At 71.8% G+C, this 23,090-nt stretch carries 19 protein-coding genes and 1 tRNA gene; 14 read left to right on the forward strand and 6 right to left on the reverse strand.

The window, feature by feature from the left end; genetic code table 11:
• Positions 1-167: 167 nt before the first annotated feature.
• Both J3P41_RS08100 and J3P41_RS08105 read right to left on the reverse strand, forming a co-directional pair.
• On the reverse strand, positions 168-473 hold the full coding sequence (locus J3P41_RS08100; protein ID WP_210649823.1) for a hypothetical protein: 306 nt from the start codon (positions 471-473) through the stop codon (positions 168-170).
• 9 nt (positions 474-482) lie between these two features.
• Positions 483-2,828 carry a DEAD/DEAH box helicase gene (locus J3P41_RS08105; RefSeq protein WP_307861894.1) on the reverse strand — a complete coding sequence of 782 codons (2,346 nt, stop codon included), beginning with the start codon at positions 2,826-2,828 and terminating at the stop codon, positions 483-485.
• 166 nt (positions 2,829-2,994) lie between these two features.
• On the opposite strand from J3P41_RS08105, the gene J3P41_RS08110 reads away from it, so the two are divergent.
• The 8 genes from J3P41_RS08110 to topA all read left to right on the forward strand — a co-directional run bounded on the left by J3P41_RS08110 (position 2,995) and on the right by topA (position 15,207).
• Entirely contained in the window at positions 2,995-3,330 is a 336-nt protein-coding gene (locus J3P41_RS08110) for an anti-sigma factor antagonist (protein WP_210649825.1), read from the forward strand.
• Between the two features lie 158 nt (positions 3,331-3,488).
• On the forward strand, positions 3,489-5,786 hold the full coding sequence (locus J3P41_RS08115; RefSeq protein ID WP_210649826.1) for a sodium-translocating pyrophosphatase: 2,298 nt from the start codon (positions 3,489-3,491) through the stop codon (positions 5,784-5,786).
• 91 nt (positions 5,787-5,877) lie between these two features.
• A complete protein-coding gene (locus J3P41_RS08120; protein ID WP_210649827.1) occupies positions 5,878-7,371 on the forward strand; it encodes a class I SAM-dependent methyltransferase in 1,494 nt (497 codons plus the stop codon).
• Between the two features lie 47 nt (positions 7,372-7,418).
• The gene (locus tag J3P41_RS08125; RefSeq protein WP_210649828.1) at positions 7,419-8,543 is read left to right on the forward strand and encodes a Vms1/Ankzf1 family peptidyl-tRNA hydrolase; all 1,125 of its coding nucleotides are present in this window, start codon (positions 7,419-7,421) and stop codon (positions 8,541-8,543) included.
• 54 nt (positions 8,544-8,597) lie between these two features.
• A complete protein-coding gene (locus J3P41_RS08130; RefSeq protein ID WP_210649829.1) occupies positions 8,598-8,942 on the forward strand; it encodes a DUF3140 domain-containing protein in 345 nt (114 codons plus the stop codon).
• Between the two features lie 128 nt (positions 8,943-9,070).
• A complete protein-coding gene (locus J3P41_RS08135) occupies positions 9,071-11,203 on the forward strand; it encodes a PQQ-dependent sugar dehydrogenase (protein ID WP_210649830.1) in 2,133 nt (710 codons plus the stop codon).
• A 48-nt stretch (positions 11,204-11,251) separates the two neighbouring features.
• Entirely contained in the window at positions 11,252-12,280 is a 1,029-nt protein-coding gene (locus tag J3P41_RS08140; protein ID WP_210649831.1) for a sugar phosphate isomerase/epimerase, read from the forward strand.
• A gap of 191 nt (positions 12,281-12,471) precedes the next feature.
• Positions 12,472-15,207 carry a type I DNA topoisomerase gene (gene topA / locus J3P41_RS08145; protein WP_210649832.1) on the forward strand — a complete coding sequence of 912 codons (2,736 nt, stop codon included), beginning with the start codon at positions 12,472-12,474 and terminating at the stop codon, positions 15,205-15,207.
• Between the two features lie 208 nt (positions 15,208-15,415).
• Here the strand turns inward: topA and J3P41_RS08150 are convergent, their stop codons facing one another.
• Complete coding sequence (locus J3P41_RS08150; RefSeq protein WP_210649833.1) at positions 15,416-15,799, reverse strand: rhodanese-like domain-containing protein; 384 nt, start codon at positions 15,797-15,799, stop codon at positions 15,416-15,418.
• A gap of 81 nt (positions 15,800-15,880) precedes the next feature.
• Positions 15,881-16,279 (reverse strand): hypothetical protein, encoded by a 399-nt coding sequence (locus J3P41_RS08155; RefSeq protein WP_210649834.1) that lies wholly within the window; start codon positions 16,277-16,279, stop codon positions 15,881-15,883.
• A gap of 260 nt (positions 16,280-16,539) precedes the next feature.
• Here J3P41_RS08155 and tmk point away from each other — a divergent pair, with 260 nt between their 5' ends.
• The 3 genes from tmk to J3P41_RS08170 are packed head-to-tail and all read left to right on the forward strand — an operon-like array spanning position 16,540 to position 19,918.
• Complete coding sequence (gene tmk / locus J3P41_RS08160; RefSeq protein WP_210649835.1) at positions 16,540-17,178, forward strand: dTMP kinase; 639 nt, start codon at positions 16,540-16,542, stop codon at positions 17,176-17,178.
• Entirely contained in the window at positions 17,175-18,356 is a 1,182-nt protein-coding gene (locus J3P41_RS08165) for a DNA polymerase III subunit delta' (protein ID WP_210649836.1), read from the forward strand. Before tmk ends, J3P41_RS08165 begins: the two co-directional genes overlap by 4 nt.
• Positions 18,353-19,918, forward strand: coding sequence for an alpha/beta hydrolase (locus J3P41_RS08170; RefSeq protein WP_210649837.1), 1,566 nt, complete (start codon positions 18,353-18,355; stop codon positions 19,916-19,918). The genes J3P41_RS08165 and J3P41_RS08170 overlap by 4 nt, the downstream gene beginning before the upstream one ends.
• Positions 19,919-19,933: 15 nt before the next feature.
• On the opposite strand, the gene J3P41_RS08175 is transcribed toward J3P41_RS08170, so the two are convergent.
• Entirely contained in the window at positions 19,934-20,374 is a 441-nt protein-coding gene (locus J3P41_RS08175; protein ID WP_210649838.1) for an OsmC family peroxiredoxin, read from the reverse strand.
• 132 nt (positions 20,375-20,506) lie between these two features.
• Between J3P41_RS08175 and J3P41_RS08180 the strand changes: the two genes are divergently transcribed.
• Positions 20,507-20,579 (forward strand) — tRNA-Thr (locus tag J3P41_RS08180).
• A gap of 97 nt (positions 20,580-20,676) precedes the next feature.
• Here J3P41_RS08180 and J3P41_RS08185 read toward each other — a convergent pair.
• Complete coding sequence (locus tag J3P41_RS08185) at positions 20,677-21,321, reverse strand: HD family hydrolase (protein ID WP_210649839.1); 645 nt, start codon at positions 21,319-21,321, stop codon at positions 20,677-20,679.
• A 75-nt stretch (positions 21,322-21,396) separates the two neighbouring features.
• Here J3P41_RS08185 and J3P41_RS08190 point away from each other — a divergent pair, with 75 nt between their 5' ends.
• Positions 21,397-22,371 carry a DMT family transporter gene (locus J3P41_RS08190; protein WP_246861968.1) on the forward strand — a complete coding sequence of 325 codons (975 nt, stop codon included), beginning with the start codon at positions 21,397-21,399 and terminating at the stop codon, positions 22,369-22,371.
• 9 nt (positions 22,372-22,380) lie between these two features.
• Entirely contained in the window at positions 22,381-23,049 is a 669-nt protein-coding gene (locus J3P41_RS19250; RefSeq protein WP_210649841.1) for a GntR family transcriptional regulator, read from the forward strand.
• Positions 23,050-23,090: the final 41 nt, after the last annotated feature.

Here is a 23,090-nt window from a genome sequence, read left to right on the forward strand (position 1 = left end):
GTACAACCACCACCGGCCCCACACCGCAATCGGCGGGTCAGCACCGATCACCCGGTTGACCAACCTCACCGATCAGTACAGCTAGCCGGGGATTCCAACGTCCGCCCCGCCCCGGCCCCCGGACAACGGGGCGGACGAAGCCCACCGAGCGAGCCCCGACGAACAGCTCAGACCCGGCGGTCGTCGCCCTCGTGACCGTCCGAGCGGCGATCGGCCTCGACCCGGTCGAGCTTCGCGTTGAGCTCGGTGAGCTCCTTGCGCTCCTTGCGGTGGGCCAGGCTCCGCTTGGTGCCCCACTTGAGGATCGAGAAGCCCCACAGGATGGCGGCGCCGGCCGCGACGCCGACGAGGAACGACCCCAGGGTGGAGACGTCGAAGCCCAGCAGCTCGCCCCCCGTGCCGGGCTCGCTGAAGATCGCGGCGAGGATCGCGATGCCCCCAAGGAGGATGAGGGCCAGTCCGAGGATCACCATGGAGGGAATCTAGCCCCTCGGCTGCCGCGGCGCCCCCGCCAGCAAGGCGTCGAGGAGGACGACGGCGCCGTCCTTGTCGAGCGGGTTGTTCTGGTTGCCGCACTTCGGCGACTGGATGCACGACGGGCAGCCGCTGGCGCACTCGCAGCTCGCGATCGCCTCGCGGGTCGCCGACAGCCACTCGACGGCCGTGCGGAAGCCGCGCTCGGAGAAGCCGGCGCCGCCCGGATGACCGTCGTAGACGAAGACCGTGAGCACCCCGGTGTCGGCGTGCCGGGCGGTCGAGACGCCGCCGATGTCCCACCGGTCGCAGGTGGCGAAGAGCGGAAGGAGCCCGATGGAGCAGTGCTCCGCCGCGTGGGCGGCTCCCGGTACGTCGAGAGCGGCCAGACCGGCCTCGGCCACCACGTCGTCGGGCACCGTCCACCACACCGCCGTCGTGCGCAGGGTGCGTTCGGGCAGGTCGAGCGGCTCCTCCGAGAGCACCTCGCCGCCCGGCTGTCGCCGCTTGAGGAAGGACACGACCTGGTGGGACACGTCCACCTCGCCGAGGAACAGCTCGCAGCCGCCCCACGAGGCGCGCTCCCGGGTCGAGACGATGCTGATGTCGGTGACCTCGCGCGCCGTCGTGCCGTACGCCGGCTCGTCGCGGCGCATCATCGCCACGTGGTGCTCGAGGTCGAGGTCCTCGACCAGCCAGGTCTCGCCCTGGTGGACGTACACGGCGCCCGGGTGGGCCTGGTTGTGGGCGCCGCCGGCGTCCACGGTCCCGACCACGCGTCCGGTGTTGGCCTCGACCAGGGACACCGGCGAACCGCCGGCCGAGCGGATGTCCGCGAGGTCGGCCGCCCGGCCGCGGTCGGTCCAGAACCAGCCGCGCGGCCTGCGCCGCAGCAGGCCCAGCGCGGCCAGCTCGTCGACCACCTCGCGCGCCGTCGGCCCGAACATCGGCAGGTCGGCCTCGGTGAGGGGCGACTCCTGCGCGGCCGCGCACAGGTGGGGACCCATCACGTGCGGGTTGGCGGGGTCGAACACCGACGCCTCCACCGGTGCCCCGATCAGCGTCTCCGGATGGGTGACGAGGTAGGTGTCGAGCGGGTCGTCCTTGGCGACGAGCACGCCCAGTGCGTCCTGCGCGCCCCGGCCGGCGCGTCCCACCTGCTGCCAGAACGCGGCGCGGGTGCCCGGGAAGCCGGCGATGAGCACCGCGTCCAGGCCGCTGATGTCGATGCCCAGCTCGAGCGCGTTGGTCGCCGCCAGGCCGACGAGGTCGCCACGGCGCAGCGCTGCCTCCAGCGCGCGCCGCTCCTCGGGCAGGTAGCCGCCACGGTAGGCCGCGATCCGCCCCGGCAGGGAGGGGTCGACCTCGGCGAGCAGGTCGGCCGCGGTGGACGCCACCTGCTCGGCGCCGCGCCGCGACCGGATGAACGCGAGCGTCCGGACGTCCTCCGCCACCAGGTCCGCGAGCAGGTCGGCCACCTCCGAGGAGGCGGCGCGGCGCACGGGCGCGCCGTTCTCCCCGGCGTGGGACGTGAACGGCGGCTCCCACAGCAGCAGCGAGACGCGGCCGCGGGGCGAGTCGTCACGGGTGAGCGCGCCGACGTCGAGCCCGGTCAGCCGGCACGCCGTCACCTCCGGCTGCGCGACGGTGGCCGAGGCGAGCACGAACGTCGGGTGCGCGCCGTACATCGCGCAGACCCGGCGCAGCCGGCGCAGGACGTGCGAGACGTGGGCTCCGAAGACCCCGCGGTAGTGGTGGCACTCGTCCACCACGACGTACTGCAGGGAGCCGAGGAACCGTGCCCACCGGTGGTGCGAGGGCAGCAGGGAGCGGTGGAGCATGTCGGGGTTGGTGAGCACGTACTCGCCGAAGTCGCGCGTCCAGTCGCGCTCCTCACGCGAGCTGTCGCCGTCGTGCGCGGAAAGGCGTACGTCGAGCCCCAGCGACGCCAGGCTCGCGAGCTGGTCGTGGGCGAGCGCCTTCGTCGGCGCGAGGTAGAGCACGGACGCGCCGCGCTCGCCGCGAGGGCCGCGGCCCGACCGGATCGCCGACAGGGCCGGCACCTGGTAGGCCAGGGACTTGCCCGACGCCGTCCCGGTCGCCACGATCACGTGGTCGCCGGCGTGCGCGGCGTCGGCCGCGACGACCTGGTGGCGCCACGGCCGGGCCACCCCCTGGGCGGCGAACGCGCCCCGCACGTCGTCGGGCACCCACGCGGGCCAGTCCTCGTGGACCGCCTCGCGCGCCGGCAGCTCCTCGAGGTGCCGGAGGCGCTCCTCTCGACCCGGAGCCGCGGTCAGCCGACGCACGAGCGTGTCGACCGGGGGCAGGGCGCGGGAAGGGGAAGGACTCACTCCGTGAAGTCTGGCAAACGGCACGGACGGTGGCCGAGGCGGTGAAGTGGTGGGGATCCTGCGCAACCCTTGGGACTCGTGGTTTGATACCACCCGGAAAGACAAGGGGCACGTGGTGTGCCCGCAGACGCACTGTCCGAACGAGTTCGGGGACCGGGGAGCAGTCGTGGATCTCACCCTTGCGACACGCGAGGTGGATGGTCGAGCCATCGTGGCCGTCGGCGGAGAGATCGACGTCTACACCGCTCCCAAGCTGCGCGACTGCATCACCGAGCTCGTCGGTGGCGGCACCTACGACATCGTCATCGACCTCGAGGCCGTCGAGTTCCTCGACTCGACCGGGCTCGGCGTGCTCGTCGGGGGCCTCAAGAAGGTGCGCGCCCACGACGGGTCGCTCGACCTCGTGTGCACCCAGGAGCGCCTGCTCAAGATCTTCCGGATCACCGGCCTGGCCAAGGTGTTCGTCATCCACGACTCGGTCGGCCTCGCCCCCGGCGCCTGAGCCCGCGTCTTTCACCCCTTCGGGTCTCCCCGGAGGGGCTTTCTCGTGCTGCTCGCGAACACCGGGTGTGGCGCGGGTCACCCTGCCCCGTGATGGGGATCACGTCTGCGTAGACTCCGGCGCGTTCGAGGATCAATTCCAGTCCTAGGAGGACGCGCATGACGGGGATCTTGCCCGCGGTCGTGGAGCCGGAGCTCGATGGTGGAAATCTGGTCCTGGTCGTCGTCGTCGCCCTGATCGCGCTCGGCGCGCTCGGGATGGCCGCGATGTTCAGGTCCCAGGTGATGGCCGCCGGCGAGGGCACCGACAACATGAGGACCATCGCCCAGGCCGTGCAGGAGGGCGCCAACGCCTATCTGACCCGGCAGTTCCGGACCCTGGCCATCTTCGCGGCGATCGCGTTCTTCGCGCTGCTCGTGCTGCCGGCCGACGACATGGTCGTACGCATCTTCCGCTCCGTGTTCTTCATCGTCGGAGCCGGGTTCTCCGCCGCCGTCGGCTACCTCGGCATGAACCTCGCCGTACGCGCCAACCTCCGCGTCGCCGCCGCCGCCCAGACCACCGGACGCGAGCCGGCGATGACGATCGGCCTGCGCACCGGTGCCATGGTCGGCATGCTCACCGTCGGGCTCGGCCTGCTCGGCGCCAGCCTGGTGGTGCTGTTCTTCCAGGACGAGGCGCCCCACGTGCTCGAGGGCTTCGGCTTCGGTGCGGCCCTGCTGGCCATGTTCATGCGCGTGGGCGGCGGCATCTTCACCAAGGCCGCCGACGTCGGCGCGGACCTGGTCGGCAAGGTCGAGCAGAACATCCCCGAGGACGACCCGCGCAACGCGGCCACCATCGCCGACAACGTGGGCGACAACGTGGGCGACTGCGCCGGCATGGCCGCCGACCTGTTCGAGTCGTACGCCGTCACGCTGGTCGCCGCGCTCATCCTCGGCTCGCAGGCCTTCGGCGACAAGGGCCTGGTCTTCCCGCTGCTGATCCCCGCCATCGGCGCCCTGACAGCCGTCGCCGGTGTCTACCTCACCAAGCCGAAGTCCGGCGAGAACGGCCTCACGACGATCAACCGCTCGTTCTACCTGTCCTCCGCGATCGCCGCGGTGGCGAGCGTCGTGCTGGCCTACGTCTACCTGCCCAGCAGCTTCTCGGAGTTCACCAACATCGCCGACGGTCTCGCCGGCGCCCAGGGCGACCCCCGGTTCATCGCCGCCTCGGCGGTGGTCATCGGCATCGTGATGTCCGCCGGCATCCTGGCGCTCACCGGCTACTACACCGGCACCGAGTACCGCCCCGTCAAGGACGTCGGCAAGACCTCGCTCACGGGTGCGGCCACCGTCATCCTCTCCGGGCTCTCCGTCGGCTTCGAGTCGGCCGTCTACACCACGCTGGTCATCGGGGCGGCGGTCTTCGGCGCCTACCTGCTCGGCGGTGCCGCGCTCACGGTGTCGCTGTTCGCGGTGGCCCTGGCCGGCTGCGGGCTGCTGACCACCGTCGGCGTCATCGTCGCGATGGACACCTTCGGCCCGGTCTCCGACAACGCCCAGGGCATCGCCGAGATGTCGGGCGACGTCAGCCCCGAGGGCGCGCAGATCCTCACCGAGCTCGACGCGGTGGGCAACACCACCAAGGCGATCACCAAGGGCATCGCGATCGCGACGGCCGTGCTGGCCGCGACCGCGCTCTTCGGCTCGTACGCCACGTCGGTGTTCGAGTCGCTGGAGGAGGCCAACATCGGCGCCGACGAGGCGCACCTGCTCGACTTCAGCGTCTTCAACCCCGCGGTCATCGTCGGCGTGCTGATCGGTGCAGCCGTGGTGTTCCTCTTCTCGGGTCTGGCCATCAACGCCGTCGCCCGCGCCGCCGGCGCTGTCGTCTACGAGGTGCGCCGCCAGTTCCGCGAGATCCCCGGGATCATGGAGGGCACCGGCCGCCCGGAGTACGGCAAGGTCGTCGACATCGTCACCAAGGACTCGCTGCGCGAGCTCGTCACCCCCGGCATCCTCGCCGTGATGGCGCCGATCGCCGTCGGCTTCGGCCTTGGCGCGACCGCCCTCGCCGGGTTCCTCGCCGGTGCCATCGGCGCCGGCACCCTGATGGCGGTGTTCCTGGCCAACGCCGGTGGTGCCTGGGACAACGCCAAGAAGCTCGTCGAGGACGGCAACCACGGCGGCAAGGGCTCCGAGGCCCACGCCGCCACCGTCATCGGCGACACCGTCGGCGACCCGTTCAAGGACACCGCCGGTCCGGCTATCAACCCGCTGATCAAGGTGATGAACCTGGTCTCGCTGCTGATCGCGAGCGCCGTCGTGTCGTTGAGCGTCGGCGAGGACCAGAACGACGTGCTCCGCGTCGTCATCGCCCTCGTGGCCGTGGCGATCATCGTCGCCGCCGTCGTGATCTCCAAGCGTCGCGAGGTCACCATCTCCGACGACACGCCCGCCGCGGTGGCCTGACCGGCGTACGCCCCCGCACGCACGTCGCGGCGGCTGGTTGCTCCGGCAACCGGCCGCCGTGGCGCGTCCGGGGTCTGCGAGGCTGGATCCCATGTCCTCGGACCTCGACTTCACCGGGCCGCTGCGCGACGCGCTGGTCGCCGCCGACTTCACCTACGATCGGGTCGCGGAGGCCCTCGGCGAGGAGGCGCACCGCGCGCTCGGCCGCAACGAGACCCTTCCAGCGCTGCGGCGTACGACGTCGGGCGGCCCGCTCGACACGCTCGTACGGCTCTTCCTGCTGCAGACGACGGTGCCGCGCGCGCAGGCCGACAGGGCTCTCCCCGGCCTCGTCGACCGGCTGTGCACCGCCGGTCTGCTCCAGCAGAGCGTCGGCGAGGTCGCCGCGCGCACGGACTGCCGCCCCTACGCCGCCACCGAGGCGGGCCGGGACCACGACCTGTGGGTCGTCTCGGACCTGACGCCCGGCCTCGACGGGGCGCCGGTCGCCGTCGGTCCGGACCACGTTCTCGGCATCTCCAGCGCCTCCACGAGCCTGGCGCAGCTCACCATGCGCGAGCCTGTCGGCTCCGCCCTCGACCTCGGCACCGGGTGCGGGGTGCAGGCCCTGCACCTAGCCGCCCACGCCGAGCGGGTCGTGGCGACGGACGTCAACGCCCGCGCGCTGTGGATGACGCGGCTCAACGCCGCCCTCAACGAGGTCGAGGTCGAGACGCGCGACGGCTCGTTCTTCGAGCCGGTCGCCGGTGAGCGCTTCGACCTCGTGGCGACGAACCCGCCGTTCGTCATCTCCCCGGCGACGGGCGAGCGGCTGGTCTACCGCGACTCGGGCCTGCCAGGCGACCGCGTCGTCGAGCACATCGTGCGCACCGGGCCCGATCACCTCGCCGACGGTGGCTGGCTGCAGGTGCTGGCCAACTGGGCGGTCGTCGACGGGCGCCCGTGGGACGAGCGACTCGGCTCGTGGCTGCGCGAGGACTGCGACGCGCTGGTCGTGCAGCGCGAGACGCTCGACCCGTCGGCGTACGTCGAGCTGTGGCTCAAGGACAGCGGCCACCACGGCGGGCCCGACTACGCCCGACGCTACGACACCTGGCTGTCGTGGCTGGAGCAGCAGGGGGTCCGCGGCGTCGGGTTCGGCTGGATCAACGTGCGGCGCCGGGGCGAGGGGGAGCGCGCCGCCTCGCACGAGCTCCTCGAATGGCCCTACGACGTCGAGCAGCCGATCGGACCGGCGATCCACGACTGGGGCGAGGCGGTCGACGGCCTGCGCGACCTCGCCGACGACGAGCTGCTCGCTCGTACACTCCGCGCGCGCGACGACGTCCAGCAGGAGACCGTCGGCCGGCCGGGCGCCGAGGATCCCGAGGCGATCGTGCTGCGCCAGCAGCGCGGCTTCCGCCGGGCCCGCACCGCCGACACGGTCGAGGCGGCCTTCGTCGGCGCCTGCGACGGCGACCTCGCCGTCGGCCAGCTGCTCGCCGCCCTGGGTGCCCTGCTGGAGCGCGACGCGGAGGACCTGCGGGAGGCGTACCTGCCCGTCGTGCGCGACCTGGTGAGCGAGGGATTCCTGGTCCTGGGCTGACCCCCGACCCGGGGGATGCGGCCGGGACCATCGGGTACTAGCGCCGCATGACGACACCCAGGATGGCCCCACTGTCAGCGCTTCGCCCCGCGGCGGACCTCTACGGCGACGTCGTCACGGCGTACGTCGACGTCAGCCGCACCAACGAGAACGCCGCCCAGGAGATCGAGCTCCGCGCCGACAACCTGCGCCGCGAGCTGCTCGACGCCGGGGCGGACGAGGCGACCGTCGAGGCGGTCGCCGCCAGGATCGTGGAGCCGACCGGACACGGCGGCGAGACCTCGCGCGTGGTCGTGGCACGTGGCGCCGAGCTCGTGACCGACATGCTGCTCGCCAGCGTGGTGGCCGCCCGGCAGCACCAGGGCCCGATCGCCAACCTGCTCGAGCTGGCCCGCGCCAAGGCCGACGACGTGCGCTACGCGCTGGTGCGGGTGGACCGCTCCGGAGCGGACATCACGGTCGCCGGCACCGTCAGCCCCGCGCAGCGCGAGATGACCAGCGAGGGCGACCACGACGAGCTGACCAAGGTCAAGGTCGGCGGCTGGTCGCAGCGGCGCTACCAGATGCGCGTCGAGGACTCGATCGAGCGCAACGCCGAGACCGTGGCCAAGGACCTCGACCGCCTCGCCGGCAACGAGCGGATCGACCTCGTGCTCCTCACGGGCGACCCCACCAGCGTCGCCAGCGTCCGCGACCAGGTGGGCACCCGCGTCGCCGACCGGCTCGAGGTCCTCGAGCACGGCAGCCGTGCCGAGGGCGCCTCCGACGACCTCCTCGACGACGAGGTGGCGGCCGCCGTCCAGCGCTGCCGCAGCGGGCGCATCGACAGCGTGCTCGACCGGCTCGGCGGCGGAGCCAGCGTGGCCGGCGTCGCCGAGACCGTCGAGGCGCTGCGGCGTGGCGAGGTGGAGACGCTCGTCCTGCTCCAGGGCGTGCTCGACGACCGCGAGGCGTACGTCGGCCCCGAGCCGCTCCTCCTCGGGCACACCGCCGACGAGCTGAAGGCGTTCGGCGTCGATGAGCCCGCACCCGCGCCGCTGGCCGAGGCGCTGGTCCGCGCCGCGATCGGCCAGGACGCCGACCTGCTGCCCCTGTACGCCCCGGTCGGCCTGCTGCCCGACGGGGTCGGCGCCGTGCTGCGCTTCGACACCCGTCCCGACCAGTCCGCGTGAGCCGATCGCGCCACGCCCCGACCACCCGCACGACCGACGAAGGAGTGACCCCTCATGGCTGAGAGCCTGGTGAGCGACGACCTGTGGCAGGAGTTCCACACGATCGTCAACATGACCTCGCGCGAGCTGTCCGACTGGATGCGCACCGAGGCGACGGGCGAGGACGGGCACCTCATCGAGCCGGACAGCGTGCTCCCCGAGCACGAGGTCGGCAACCAGGTGCTCGCCATCCTCGCCAAGCGCCGCACCGACCTCACCCCTGACGACGTGGACACGATGCGGCAGGTCATCGACCAGGTCCGCACCATCCGCGGCGAGGAGCTCGAGCCGGAGTCCTACGGCGACGACGTACGCCGGATGCTGATGTCGTTCGGGCACGACCCGCTGAAGCCGGCTTAGGGACGGCCGCCGCCTGCTGACTTGTGTCGACAGGCGGGCAAAAGTCGTCTGCTCGTTGACGTGACGGTCGTCACGCGCCTACGTTGCAAGTCGCTCCTACTCACTCGGAAAACAGGAGAATCCCCTCGATGAATCACCCCCTCCGCACAGGGCTTGCGGCCGCTGCCGGCGCCGCCCTCTGCCTGCCGCTGCTCGCGGCGACCACCGCGACCACCGCGGCGAACGCCCACGACGGGCACGACCACACCGCCCCACCGCCCTCCAAGGGGGCGTTCCAGAAGGTCACCCTCAACGACCGGCCCGGTGAGCCGGTGGACCTCGCCGTGCTGCCCGACGGCGACGTGCTCCACACCACCCGAGCCGGCGTCATCTGGCACAACGACGCCCAGACCGGCGTCAACCGCGTCGCGGGCCGCATCCCGGTCTACCTCCACGACGAGGAGGGACTCCAGAGCATCGCCCTGGACCCGGGCTATGACGGCAAGAAGAACAAGTGGATCTACCTCTACTACTCGCCGCCGCTGGACACCCCGGCCGACGACCCGACCACCGAGTCGATCAACGAGGGCGATGCCCCGGAGACCGGCACCAAGGCCGACTTCGCGCCCTTCCAGGGCCACCTGACGCTGGCCAGGTTCCGCTACTCCGGCGGGCAGGTGCAGCTCGGTTCCGAGCAGAAGGTGCTCGACGTCCCCGTCGAGCGCGGCATGTGCTGCCACGTCGGAGGTGACATCGTCTTCGACTCCAAGGGCAACCTGATCCTGTCCACCGGCGACGACTCCAACCCGTTCCAGTCCGACGGCTTCGTGCCGCTCGACGAGCGCGCCAACCGCAACCCGGTGTTCGACGCGCAGCGCACCGCTGCCAACACCAACGACCTGCGCGGAAAGATCCTGCGGATCAAGCCGAAGGCCGGTGGGGGCTACACGATCCCCAAGGGCAACCTCTTCCGCCCCGGCACCCCGAAGACCCGCCCCGAGATCTACTCGATGGGCTGGCGCAACCCCTTCCGCATCGAGATCGACCCCGACACCGACGACCTGTGGGTCGCCGACTACTCCCCGGACGCGAAGAAGCCCAAGGCCGGTCGCGGTCCCGCCGGTCACGGCAAGTGGGCGGTCGTCGACGAGCCGGGCAACTACGGTTGGCCCTACTGCGCCACCGCCCGGTTGCCCTACAACGACTACAACTTCGCCACGGACAAGAGCGGGCGACGGTTCGACTGCTCCGCGCCGGTCAACACGTCCGTCCACAACACCGGCAAGCGCAAGCTCCCGCCGGTCACGCAGCCGGAGGTCTGGTACACCTACGACAAGTCCGCGAGGTTCCCCGGACTGGAGAAGGGTGGCATCGGCCCGATGGCCGGCCCCGCCTACCAGTACGACCGCAAGGACACCCGCGGTCGCAACGCCGTGGCCTGGCCCAAGCGCTACGACAACACCCCGCTGTTCTACGAGTGGACCCGCGACTACATCAAGGGCTTCCACGTCAACGGCAACAGGGTCGCGATCGAGGACGTCGTCCCGGGCATCGTCACCGACAACCCGATCGACATGGAGTTCGGACCCGACGGCGCGCTCTACGTCCTCGAGTACGGCGACGGCTACTTCGCCGAGAACCCCGACGCCCAGCTGTCCCGGATCGACTTCGTCGGCACGGGAGGCAACCGCAGCCCCGTCCCGAAGATCGAGGCGACGCCGGCGGCCGGCCGCGCGCCGCTGACGGTGGAGTTCTCGAGCAAGGGCACGACCGACCCCGACGGGGACAAGAAGCTGCGCTTCGCGTGGGACTTCGACAGCGACGGCCGCGTCGACAGCCGCAGGCCCAACCCCACCCACACCTACACCGCGAACGGCAGCTTCCGGGCCAGCCTCAAGGTCACCGACCGTGGCGGCCGCCGGGCCTCGGCCGACGTGGACATCGTCGTCGGCAACCAGGCGCCGGTCGTCAAGTTCGTCACTCCGGTCGAGGACCAGGAGTTCCGCTTCGGCGACACGGTGGCGTACGAGCTGAAGATCACCGACGACGATCCCGTCGACTGCAGCCGAGTCACCGTGACCTACGTGCTCGGCCACGACACCCACGGCCACCCGCAGTCCACGGCCACGGGCTGCACCGGCTCCCTGGTGACCACGGTGCCCGGTGGCCACGACCCGGCGACCGACGACCTCGCCGCCGTCTTCGTCGCCGAGTACACCGACACCGGCTCCCAGCCGGGTCTGACCGGCTCGGCCGAGGTCGTGCTCCAGCCGGCCGGCTGACCACCGACACCCACCGAATCCCCCGAGAAACCCAGGAAGAAGGCACTCATGTGTTACGGACATGACGGCGACGCCGCGCTTCGCGAGTCGCTGGAGAGGAAGGGCGCCAGTCGGCGCGGGCTGCTCCGCGGCGCCGCTGCCGGCGCCGCCGGCGCCGCAGCGCTCGGCGCGGGCTCCACGGCGTTCGCGGCGACGCACCCGGGCAAGGGCCGCGGCCACGGCCACGACCGCAGGCGGGAGGTCCCGACCGACCTCATCAGCATCCAGCTCTACACCCTGCGCGCGGCGATGACGACGGGTGACTCCATCAAGCAGCAGCTCGACCAGCTGGCGAAGTTCGGCTACGAGCGCGTCGAGCGGGCCGGCCTGTACGGCGCCGGGACCGGGCTCGACACGGCGGCCAAGCTCAAGGCCGAGTTCGACGCCCGGGGCCTCTGGGCCTCGTCGAGCCACGACGGCATCAGCACCGTCGACGGTGGCACCGAGCTGGACCGGGCGAAGCTCAACAAGAAGCTGGACGACGCCAACACCTTCCGGCAGAAGTACATCGTGGTGCCCTACCTCAACTCCAACAGCAAGAGCGACTGGCAGAGGTGGGCCGAGCAGATGAACATCGAGGCGGCGGCCGCGCGACGTCGTGGGCTCCGCTACGGCTACCACAACCACGCCCACGAGTTCACGATCGACCTCGGCGGCGGGGTGACCCCGTGGGACATCCTCACCAGCGAGCTCGACCGTCGGCTGGTCCACTTCGAGATCGACCTCTACTGGGCCTACACCGGCGGCGTGAACACCGGTGCCGCCGACCCGCTGCAGTTCGCCATCGACGTGGTCCGCTCCGCGCCGCAGGAGGTCCGGCAGTACCACGTGAAGGACCGCCACGGCGACGCCGCCGCCGCGCTGTACAACCAGCAGCCCGGCGACATGGCCGACCTGGGGCTCGGCGTCATCGACTTCCCGGCCATCTTCAAGAGGCACCAGGTCGAGGAGTACATCGTCGAGAACGACACCCCGGACTTCCACCCGGCGGCCACCGCCAACACGGGCTTCCGCTACCTGGAGGGCTTGGAGTTCTGAGTCCCACCCCCACGGGCCCCACGTCCTCCCGGGCGTGGGGCCCGTGGCTCGTGTGACCACCGGCCGCCGGGTGCCCGCCCGCCGGTCCGCGGGGCGCCCCTGTGGACCGCGAGGAGTGGCGATCTCGGGATGTGGCGCTACGGTTGCGGCGCCGAGCAACACCAGGCAGCAACAAGAGGGAGCACATTCACGTGGCAAAGCTCGTCATCGTCGAGTCGCCTGCCAAGGCCCGCACCATCGGCGGATACCTGGGCAAGGACTACGTCGTCGAGTCCTCGATCGGTCACATCCGCGACCTCCCCAACAACGCCGCGGACACCCCGGCGAAGATCAAGGACAAGCCGTGGGGCCGGCTCGCCGTCGACGTCGACAACGGCTTCGAGCCCTACTACGTCGTGCCGCGTGACAAGAAGAGCCACATCGCCAAGCTGAAGAAGCTGGTCAAGGAGTCCGACGCCCTCTACCTCGCCACCGACGAGGACCGCGAGGGCGAGGCCATCGCCTGGCACCTGCTCGACGAGCTCAAGCCGCCGAAGGGCCTGCCGGTCCACCGGATGGTGTTCCACGAGATCACGCGGCCCGCGATCCTCGCCGCCGTCGAGAACCCGCGCTCGATCAACGACGACCTCGTCGAGGCGCAGGAGGCGCGCCGCATCCTCGACCGCCTCTACGGCTACGAGGTCTCCCCGGTGCTGTGGAAGAAGGTCATGTCCGGCCTCTCCGCCGGCCGGGTGCAGTCGGTGGCGACCCGCCTGGTCGTGGACCGCGAGCGCGAGCGGATGCGGTTCCGCCTCGCCTCCTACTGGGACCTCGACGCCACCTTCGACGCCGGCACCGGGCACGACCCCCGGATGTTCCCCGCCAAGCTGCACAGCGTCGACGGCGTGCGCGTGGCCCGCGGCGCCGACTTCGACAACACCGGCGAGCTCAAGTCCGGCTCGAGCGGCAAGGCCGAGCGCGTCCACCTCTCGCGCGCCGACGCCGAGGCGCTGGCCGCCGGCCTGAGCGAGGCGGCGTACGCCGTGCGCTCGGTGGAGTCCAAGCCCTACCGCCGCTCGCCGTACGCCCCCTTCCGCACCACGACGCTCCAGCAGGAGGCGAGCCGCAAGCTCGGGATGAGCGCCAGCGTGACCATGTCGGTCGCGCAGCGGCTCTACGAGAACGGCTTCATCACCTACATGCGCACCGACTCCACGACGCTCTCGGGCGCCGCGGTGGGTGCCGCGCGCGAGCAGGTGCGCGAGCTCTACGGTGCCGAGTACCTGCCGGACGCGCCGCGCACCTACGCCTCCAAGGTCAAGAACGCCCAGGAGGCGCACGAGGCGATCCGTCCCGCCGGCGACACGTTCCGCACGCCGGCGCAGACCGGCCTGTCCGGGGAGCAGTTCCGGCTCTACGAGCTGATCTGGATGCGCACCGTCGCCTCCCAGATGAAGGACGCGGTCGGCAACTCGGTGACCATCCGCATCGGGGGCGCGGCCAGCGACGGGCGCGACGTGGTGTTCAGCGCGAGCGGGCGCACGATCACCTTCCACGGCTTCCTCAAGGCCTACGTCGAGGACATCGACGACGCGTCCAAGCGGCGCGACGACGCCGAGACCCGCCTGCCCAACCTGACCGAGGGCGCCGCGGTCTCCGCGGCGACGCTGACGCCGGAGGGCCACGAGACCAAGCCGCCGGCGCGCTACACCGAGGCGACGCTGATCAAGGAGCTCGAGGACCGCGAGATCGGCCGGCCCTCGACGTACGCCTCGATCATCGGCACCATCCTCAACCGGGGCTACGTCTACAAGAAGGGCACCGCGCTGGTGCCGGCCTGGCTGGCGTTCTCGGTGATCCGGCTGCTCGAGGAGCACTTCCCGCGCCAGGTGTCCTACGAGTTCACCGCGTCGATGGAGGACATCCTCGACGAGATCGCCAACGGCCGGCGTGACCGGGCCACCGAGCTCGCGGAGTTCTACTACGGCTCCGGTGACGTCGTCGGCCTCAAGACGCTCGTCACCGAGCTCGGCGACATCGACGCCAAGGAAATGGCGACCTTCCCCATCGGCGCGCCGGAGGACGGGATCAACCTCCGCGTGGGCCGCTACGGCCCCTACGTCGAGGGCCCCGGTCCCGACGGCGGCGACGCCGCACCCGTGCGCGCCAACGTGCCCGACGACCTGCCGCCCGACGAGCTGACCGTCGCCAAGGCCAAGGAGCTGCTGGCCAACCCGGCCGGCGAGGAGCAGGTGATCGGCACCCACCCCGACACCGGGCTGCAGATCGTCGCCAAGAACGGCCGCTTCGGCCCCTACGTCACCGAGCTGCTGCCCGAGGACGCGCCCAAGTCGGCCAAGCCGCGCACCGGCTCGCTGTTCAAGTCGATGACGCTCGACACGGTCTCCCTGGAGGACGCGGTCCGGCTGCTCGACCTGCCGCGCGTGGTCGGCACCGACGACGACGGCACGGAGATCACCGCGCAGAACGGTCGCTACGGGCCGTACCTCAAGAAGGGCACCGACTCGCGCTCGCTCACCAGCGAGGACCAGATCTTCGACATCACCCTCGACCAGGCCAAGGCGATCTACGCCCAGCCCAAGCAGCGCGGCCGCGGCGCGGCCACCCCACCGCTCAAGGAGCTCGGCAACGACCCCGTCTCCGGGCAGCCGGTCGTGGTGAAGGCGGGCCGCTTCGGCGAGTACGTCACCGACGGCGAGTACAACGCGACCCTGCGCAAGGACGACACCGTCGAGTCGATCACCCTCGAGCGGGCCGCGGAGCTGCTCGCCGAGCGGCGCGAGCGCGGCCCCGCGAAGAAGGCCGGCGCGAAGAAGACGGCCGCCAAGAAGGCTCCCACCAAGAAGACGGCTGCGAAGAAGACGGCCGCCAAGAAGACCGCGGCGAAGAAGAGCACGTCGAAGAAGGCTGCGGCGAAGAAGTCCTGACGCCGCCCGCCTGTCGGCGTACGCGCTGCCGGCGTACGCGCCGCCTGTTGGCGTACGCGCTGCCTGTTGGCGTACGCGCTGCCTGTCCATCACGGTATGTCGCTAGACGGGCACTTCCCTGGGTCAACTCCGCACGGGAAGTGCCCGTTCGACGACGTACCGTGATCAAGCTGGGGCGGTTGGGGCTACTTGTGGCCAACCGGACCGGTCACCCGACGGGCAGGCCCGCGGCCCGCCACGCCCGAAAGCCGCCGACGAGGTCGGTGGCCCGGTGCACGCCGAGCTGCCGCAGGGTGGCCGCGGCCAGGCTCGAGGAGTAGCCCTCGTTGCAGACCACCACGACGTGGAGGTCGTACGACGCGAGCGGCAGGCGCGCCTCGCACGCCGGGTCGAGCCGCCACTCGAGGACCGTGCGCTCGACCACGACCGCGCCGGGAAGCTCGCCCTCGGTGACCCGGTTGGCCTCCGGACGGATGTCGACGAGGACGGCGCCGGCCGCCTGCGCGTCGTACGCCTGCGCGGGCGTCAGGCGGACGAGGTCGGCGCGAGCCTCGGAGAGCAGGTCGTCGATGGTCCTGGGCGCGGTCGCCATGGTCACCATCCGACCAGCAGGAGGTGCTGGGTCACCACCCCTGAACAGGCGGGCTCCCGTGAGAGCGTCTCTCCCGACCGCTCAGGCCTGCGGAGCTGCCCCGGACTCGGTCTTGGCGTCCTTGAGCTCGAGCACCGAGCCGACCACCCAGGCGATGCCGGCGAAGAGGGTGAGGTAGAGGCCGATGGCGGCTGCGCCGTTCATGTCGAGCAGGCCGATGAGGGCGACCAGCACCGCACACACCAGCGAGGCGATCAAGCCCGCCCGGGCGGGAATCCGCTGCTGCGGAAGGAGCCCGGTCCGCACGGCGAGCGCGACGCCGCCCACCAGCGCCAGGACGAGCGTGATGACGCCGTCACCCCGGATGCCGGCGACGCCGAAGCCGAAGACGGACACCCACGGCAGAAACGCCGCCACCGCGACGACGACGATGGCGATGCCGGAGATGCGCTGCGGCGTGGAGAAGCGGCTGAGATCCATGCGGCGAACGGTAGTGGCGGGTCGGCCGTCCGCGCGGCCGTTTCGCTGAACCGGCCGTGGAGGCGTCGCTGCGCCCTCGCTCACCCGGCCGGCCGTCGCAGACGCGCGGACATTGGTCGTCCGGAACCGCTGCGCCCCTGCGTGGCCACGCCTCGCCGGCGGGGGTTCTGTCCGCGTGTCTACGACTCCGCGCCCGGACAGGCACGAGCAGGCGACGGCTGGGGCCACCGGGTGTGGGCGCCCGCCCGTAGGGTGTGCGCGTGAGTGCAGGGGCGTATCCGGACCGCGGGCTCTTCGTCTGCTTCGAGGGCGGCGAGGGTGCCGGCAAGTCGACGCAGTCGCGCCTGCTGCGCGACTGGCTGGTCGAGCGTGGCCGCACGGTCTTGCTGACGTTCGAGCCGGGCGACACCCCGGTCGGCAAAGAGCTGCGCCGGATCGTGCTCGACCCGGCCACCGGTGACCTGTCCGACCGTACGGAGGCGCTGCTCTACGCCGCCGACAAGGCCGAGCACGTCGACCACGTCGTCCTGCCCGCGCTGGAGCGCGGCGAGGTGGTGATCACGGATCGCTACGTCGACTCGACCCTGGCCTACCAGGGCGCCGGGCGCACGCTCGACGTCGCTGAGGTCGAGGCGGTGGCCCGGTGGGCCACGCGCGACCTGCGACCGCACCTGACCGTTCTGCTCGACCTCGAGCCGCAGGCCGGCCTCGACCGCTTCTCGGGCCGTGACCGGATCGAGGGACAGTCGCTCGACTTCCACCGACGCGTCCGCCAAGGCTTCCTCGACCTCGCAGCCGCGGATCCGGACCACTACCTCGTGCTCGACGCCCGCGACCCGATCGACGAGATCGCCGACGCCGTACGAGCCCGCGTCGCGCCGCTGCTGGAGCGGGCGTGAGCACGCCCACGACCGCGTCGCCGGTCTGGGACGACCTCGTCGGCCAGCGCCCCACCATCGAGGTGCTCCAGCACGCCGCGTCGGGCCGCGGGATGACTCACGCCTGGCTCTTCACCGGACCGCCCGGGTCGGGCCGCTCCAACGTCGCGCGCGCGTTCGCGACCGCCCTGCAGTGCGAGCAGCGCACCGGGTGCGGGCAGTGCGAGGCGTGCCGGCTCGGCATCAGCGGCTCCCACCCCGACATCACCTGGGTGCGGTCGGAGACGTCGGTGCTCTACGTCGACGACATGCGCGACCTGGTGCAGGCCGCAGCCAAGTTCCCCGCGATCGGCCGCTGGCAGATCGTGGTCATCGAGGACGCCGACCGGCTCGGCACCCCGGAGAACCCGCGCACCGGCAACGCGCTGCTCAAGGCGATCGAGGAACCGACGCCCAAGACGGTGTGGCTGCTGTGCGCGCCGACCGTGCGCGACGTCCTGCCGACCATTCGCTCGCGCTGCCGCACCCTGACGCTCGCCACCCCCGGCACGCAGGACGTGGCGCGGTTCCTCACCCGCAACGACCAGGTCTCCGAGACGGTGGCCAGCTTCGCCGCCCGGGCCAGCCAGGGCCACATCGGGCGCGCCCGCGCCCTCGCGCTCGACGAGCAGACCCGTACGCGCCGGCGCGAGGTGGTCAGCATCCCCGCCCGGCTGACCTCGCTCGGCTCGTGCATGACGGCCGCGACCAACCTCGCCGAGCTCGCCAAGGAGGAGACCGAGGCGATCACCGCCGAGGCCGAGAAGCGCGAGCTCGCCGAGCTGCAGGCGATCTTCGGCAGCGAGCGCAAGGACCTGGCGAGCCGCTCCTACAAGGCGGCGCTGAGCGGGCTGGAGAAGCTGCAGAAGCAGAAGGCCAAGCGCCGCGTGCTCGACGTCATCGACCGGGCGCTGATGGACCTCGTCTCGGTCTACCGCGACGCCATCGCCCTGAGCGCGGGAGCCCCCGGGCTGCTGGTCAACGAGGAGCTGCGCGGCGACGTCGCCGTGGTGGCGCGCGCGGCCTCGCCCGAGCAGCTGCTGCGGATGATCGACGCGATCTTCACCGCCCGCGAGCAGATGCTGGAGTTCAACGTGCCGCCCCAGCTCGCGCTGGAGTCGATGACGGTCGCGCTCCGGCTGCCCGGAGGCCGGCAGTGAGGCGCGCCGTCGCCCTCGTGGTCGTCCTGGCGGTCATCCTGGTCACCGTGGTGGCGGTCGGGCTGTCCTTCCAGGGCGGCGGTGGCAGCGGCGACGACCGGCCGGCCGGTCGCCCGACGCCGTCGCCAACCACGCCGCCACCGCCGTCGGTCACCGCGGCGCCGCGCGCCGAGCTCGCCGACCTCTACTCCCAGCGCATCGACTGGCAGCCGTGCGAGAGCAACGCCGACCACGAGTGCGGCATCCTCACCGTGCCCGTCGACTACGCCGAGCCGCGCGGCGAGAGCATCGACCTGGCCCTGCTGCGGGTTCCGGCCACCGGCGAGCGTCTCGGCTCGATGGTGGTGAACCCCGGAGGCCCCGGCGCGCCGGGGACGTCGTACGCCGCTGCCGCCGGGCAGGTCTTCCGCGAGCCGCTGCGCCAGCACTTCGACGTCGTCGGGTTCGATCCTCGCGGAGTCGGCCGGTCCGCCCCCGTCGACTGCCTCAGCGACGCCGAGCTGGACGCCTACCTCGCGGCCGACCCGACGCCGGACACCGCCGCCGAGCGGGCCGACTACCGCGAGTCCGTGCTGACGTTCGGCGCCCAGTGCGTCGAGGAGTCCGGCCCGGTGGTCGGGCACGTGACCACCGTCGAGGCCGCGCGCGACATGGACGTGCTGCGCTCCGCGCTGGGCGAGGAGACGCTGACCTACTTCGGCGCCTCCTACGGCACCAAGCTCGGCGCGACGTACGCCGAGCTGTTCCCCGAGCGGGTCGGCCGCTTCGTGCTCGACGGCGCCGTGGACGTCTCGCTCGACTCGCGGGGGCTCTCGCTGGAGCAGGCCACGGGCTTCGAGACCGCGCTGCGGGCCTACGTCCAGAACTGCCTGGACTCCACCGACAACTGCTTCCTCGGCGACTCCGTCGACGAGGGCCTGGCGACGATCTCAGGGCTGCTGGACTCGATCGAGGACGAGCCGCTGCCGGCCGGCGATCGGGACCTGACGGTCGGCAACGCGTTCTACGGCATCATCACGCCGCTCTACAACCGCGACTACTGGTTCCTGCTGAGCACCGCCCTGGCCTCCGCCCTGGACGGCGAGGGCGCGGCGCTGCTGCAGCTGGCCGACGCGTACGCCTCGCGCAACGCCGACGGCTCGTACCTCGACAACTCCGTCGAGGCCAACTACTCGATCAACTGCCTGGACGACCCGGCGTCCGTGCCGTTCGCCCGGGTGCCGTCGCTGTTCGCGCAGTTCGAGGAGGCGTCGCCGACGTTCGGTCGCGTGTTCGCGTGGGGGATGACGACGTGCCGCGGCGTCGCGGTGACCTCCACCGAGGAGCCGTTGCGCGTCCGCGGCGAGGGCGCCGCCCCGATCCTGGTGCTGGGCACCACGCGCGACCCGGCGACGCCGCTGAAGTGGGCGGTCGCGCTGGCCGAGCAGCTCGAGTCGGGCGTGCTCGTCGAGCGCGACGGCGACGGCCACACGGCGTACAACGCCGGCAACGAGTGCATCGACCGCGTCGTCGAGGACTACCTCATCGAGGAGGCGGTCCCCGACGACGGGACGCGCTGCTGACAGGTTGGCTGAGGCTCAGCCCTCGAGGGACGCGTCGACCGTGATCGGCACGGCGAGCGCCTTGCTGACCGGGCAGGCCTGCTCGGCCTTCTCGGCGGCCTCGGCGAAGCCGGCCGCATCCAGGCCCTCGACCTCACCGCGCACCGTCAGCGCGATTCCGGTCAGCTTGAAGCCGCCGGCCTCCTCGTCGGGGCCGAGCGTCACGTCGGCGGACACGTCGAGCGAGTGCACGGTGCCGCCGCCCTGGGTGACGACGTTGGACAGCGACATCGCGTAGCAGGCGGAGTGTGCCGCGGCGACGAGCTCCTCGGGGCTCGTCGCTCCCTGCGCGTCGTCGGAGGCGCGCTTGGGGAAGTCGACGTCGAACGTGCCGGCGCCGGAGCTGGTGAGCTCGACCTGGCCGGAGCCGTCCTGCAGGCCGCCGTTCCAGGCCGTACGTGCGGTGCGAGTGGGCATGGTGCCTCCTGGGGTGGGGGTGGAGCGATCCCTGCCGAACCTAGCCGGTCCTGCCGACCCCGTGATTTCAGTCCAGATGAACGTCGTCCGTATACTCGCCCGCGGCCCTTCGAGCAGCCCTCGGCAGGCCACGCCGCCTTAGCTCAGTCGGTAGAGCGAATCACTCGTAATGATTAGGTCGTCGGTTCGATTCCGACAGGCGGCTCCGACTCCCCCGGGGACCCGAGACCCCGGGGGAGTCTCCATGTGCTCGTCCGGGACTCGCGACCTGAGACGAGTCGCCTCGTGGGAAGGCTCGCGGCTCAGGACGGTCGCAGGAGACCCCGGCCGATCGCGTCCTGCACGAGGGCGTCGGCGAGTGGGGCCAGAGTCGGCTCGAACGACGCGACCCTGGCTGCGATGGCCCGCTCCTGGTCGGCGGTGATGCCGCGGCTGGCCCACGCCTGTCCCGCGCCCGCCCAGTGCACCAGGATCGGTTGTAGCCGGTCCAGGGCTCGCGCGAACCGCGCATCGAGGGTGGTGCCGTCCTCGAACTCGGACCACAGCTCGTGCAGCGCAGCGCCGCTCGGGGCGGGCAGCTGGCCGAAGATCTCGCGGGCAGCGCGGCGCTCGAGCTCCTCTGCCTGGATGCGCGCCGACTCGTCGAAGATGACGGTGTCCCCGGTGACGACCTCCACGAGGTCGTGGACGAGCAGCATTTTCACGACCCGGTCGAGGCGGACTCCGTCGGGGGCATGATCGGCCAGGACGATCGCGGTGAGGGCCAGGTGCCAGCTGTGCTCGGCGCTGCTCTCGGGTCGGCTGTCGCTGACGAGCCGGTTGAGCCGGGCCACGTCCGCGAGCTCGTGGGCTCGGATGAGGAACCGAACACGGTCGCGCAGGTCGTCGCTGAGGCCGAGGGTCTCGGGGTCGCCGACAGGGCTCCGGACCGGGTCGTGGTCGGGCAAGGTCGCCTCCTTGCTGGGACGGATGCGGGGCGAGCAGGTGCGCGCAGGAGATTGTGTAACAATAACGCGGTGAGAATGGTCTCGCCCGCCGGGTGCGTACTGCTGGCCTCGGCGCTCTTCGGCAGTGCCGGGCTCGCGGTGCGGCTGGCCGAGGACGCCAGTGCGGCGTCCATCGGCTTGGGGCGCATCGTGGTGGGCGGCCTCGTGCTGGCCTTCCTCGCACGCGCTCGCCTCGCGGGGGAGCTGCGAGCGCACTGGCGCTCCCCGGGGCGACGAGGCGTCCTGGCCGCGAGCGTCTGCGCGATGATCGCCTACCAGCCGCTGTTCTTCTTCGGGGTGCAGCGCAACGGCGCCGCGATGGCGACGGTCCTGGCGTTGGGGTCGGCGCCGGTGTTCGCGGGGGCCCTGCAGGTCGTGTCAGCGAGGTGGAGGCCCTCGGGTTCGTGGGTGTTGTGGACCGGCGGCGCGGTGACGGGCCTCGCACTGTCGACCGGCGTTGTGACGGACCTCGGCCAGCTCGACGCCGCGGCAACGATGGCGTCCTTGGCGGCGGGGGCCGCCTTCGCTGGCTATGCGACGGGTGGTGCGCACCTCATCCGGCACGGCGGCACTGCCGCCACGACCATGACGCTCCTGGTCGTGGGGGCGGCGGGCATGGCGGCGCCCTGGTGGCTCACCACCGACCTCAACTGGGTGCTGACGCCGGGCGGCGCGGCCGGTCTGCTGTGGGTGGGGATCGTGACGACCGCCGCGGGCAACCTCCTCCTGGGCCGGTCGTTGGCTGGCATGGCCCCTGCCAGGGTTGCGACCCTGACCCTGGCCGAACCGCTGACGGCGGTGGCCCTGGGCGTCGTCGTGCTGGGTGAGCGCCTCGGCCCGGGGGAGATCCTGGGCTGCGTCGTGCTGATGTGCTGCCTGGTGGGGCAGGCCACTGGACAGGAGTCGAGGGAGCGCCGCCCGATCGATTGGCGCCCGGTCGAGGCGCCGACGCCCGCGCCCTCACGCTCGTCCTCCCGGCCGCGTCGAGCGCGAGCGGCAGCCCTGGACTAGCGTTGCCGCGTGCAGGAGGTGCGCCGGGAGACAGCGGTCGAACGCGTTGCGGCGTCCATCAGGAGCGAGATCCTCGGTGGCGTACGAGCGCCGGGGTCCGCGATCCGCGAGGAACAGGTCGCCGACGACCTGGCCGTGTCCCGACACACGGTTCGAAGCGCCATCGGCGAGCTGCGCGTCGAGGGCCTGGTCGAGACGCAACGATTCCGGGGCGCACGGGTCGTACGCTTCGACTTCGCGCAGGCGTCCGACCTCCAGCTGGTGCGTACCGCACTGGAGGCCGAGGCGGTGCGCATCCTGTGCGAGCGGCACGGGCAGGCGCCGTGGCCGCCGGCCGTCCTCGATGCGGCCGCAGGGGCCGTCGACGCGTTGGAGGCGACGTCGTCATCGGACGTGGTCGCGGTCCAGTCGGCGCACAGCCGGATCCACCACGCGATCGTCGACGCCGCGGGATCGCCACGTCTCAGTCGGCTGCACGCGCAGCTCAGCACCGAGGTGCAGCTCCTGCTCAGCGCGGACAGGCGGCAGTACTCCGTGGCGGAACTGGTGGGACAGCACCGGGCCTACCTCGCCTCCTTGCCAGAGCAAGGCCCTGAGGCGGTGCGGGGCCACATGCAGGCATCGCTGTCCCGCTTGTACGGCGACGAGGCCGGCGCAGACGAGCCGGGCGGCAGCTGAGGACGCTTTCGGCGCGAGTCCCGACGACCGGGCGTCCTCTG

The organism is Nocardioides sp. SYSU D00065 (assembly GCF_017916425.1).
Lineage (GTDB): Bacteria > Actinomycetota > Actinomycetes > Propionibacteriales > Nocardioidaceae > Nocardioides.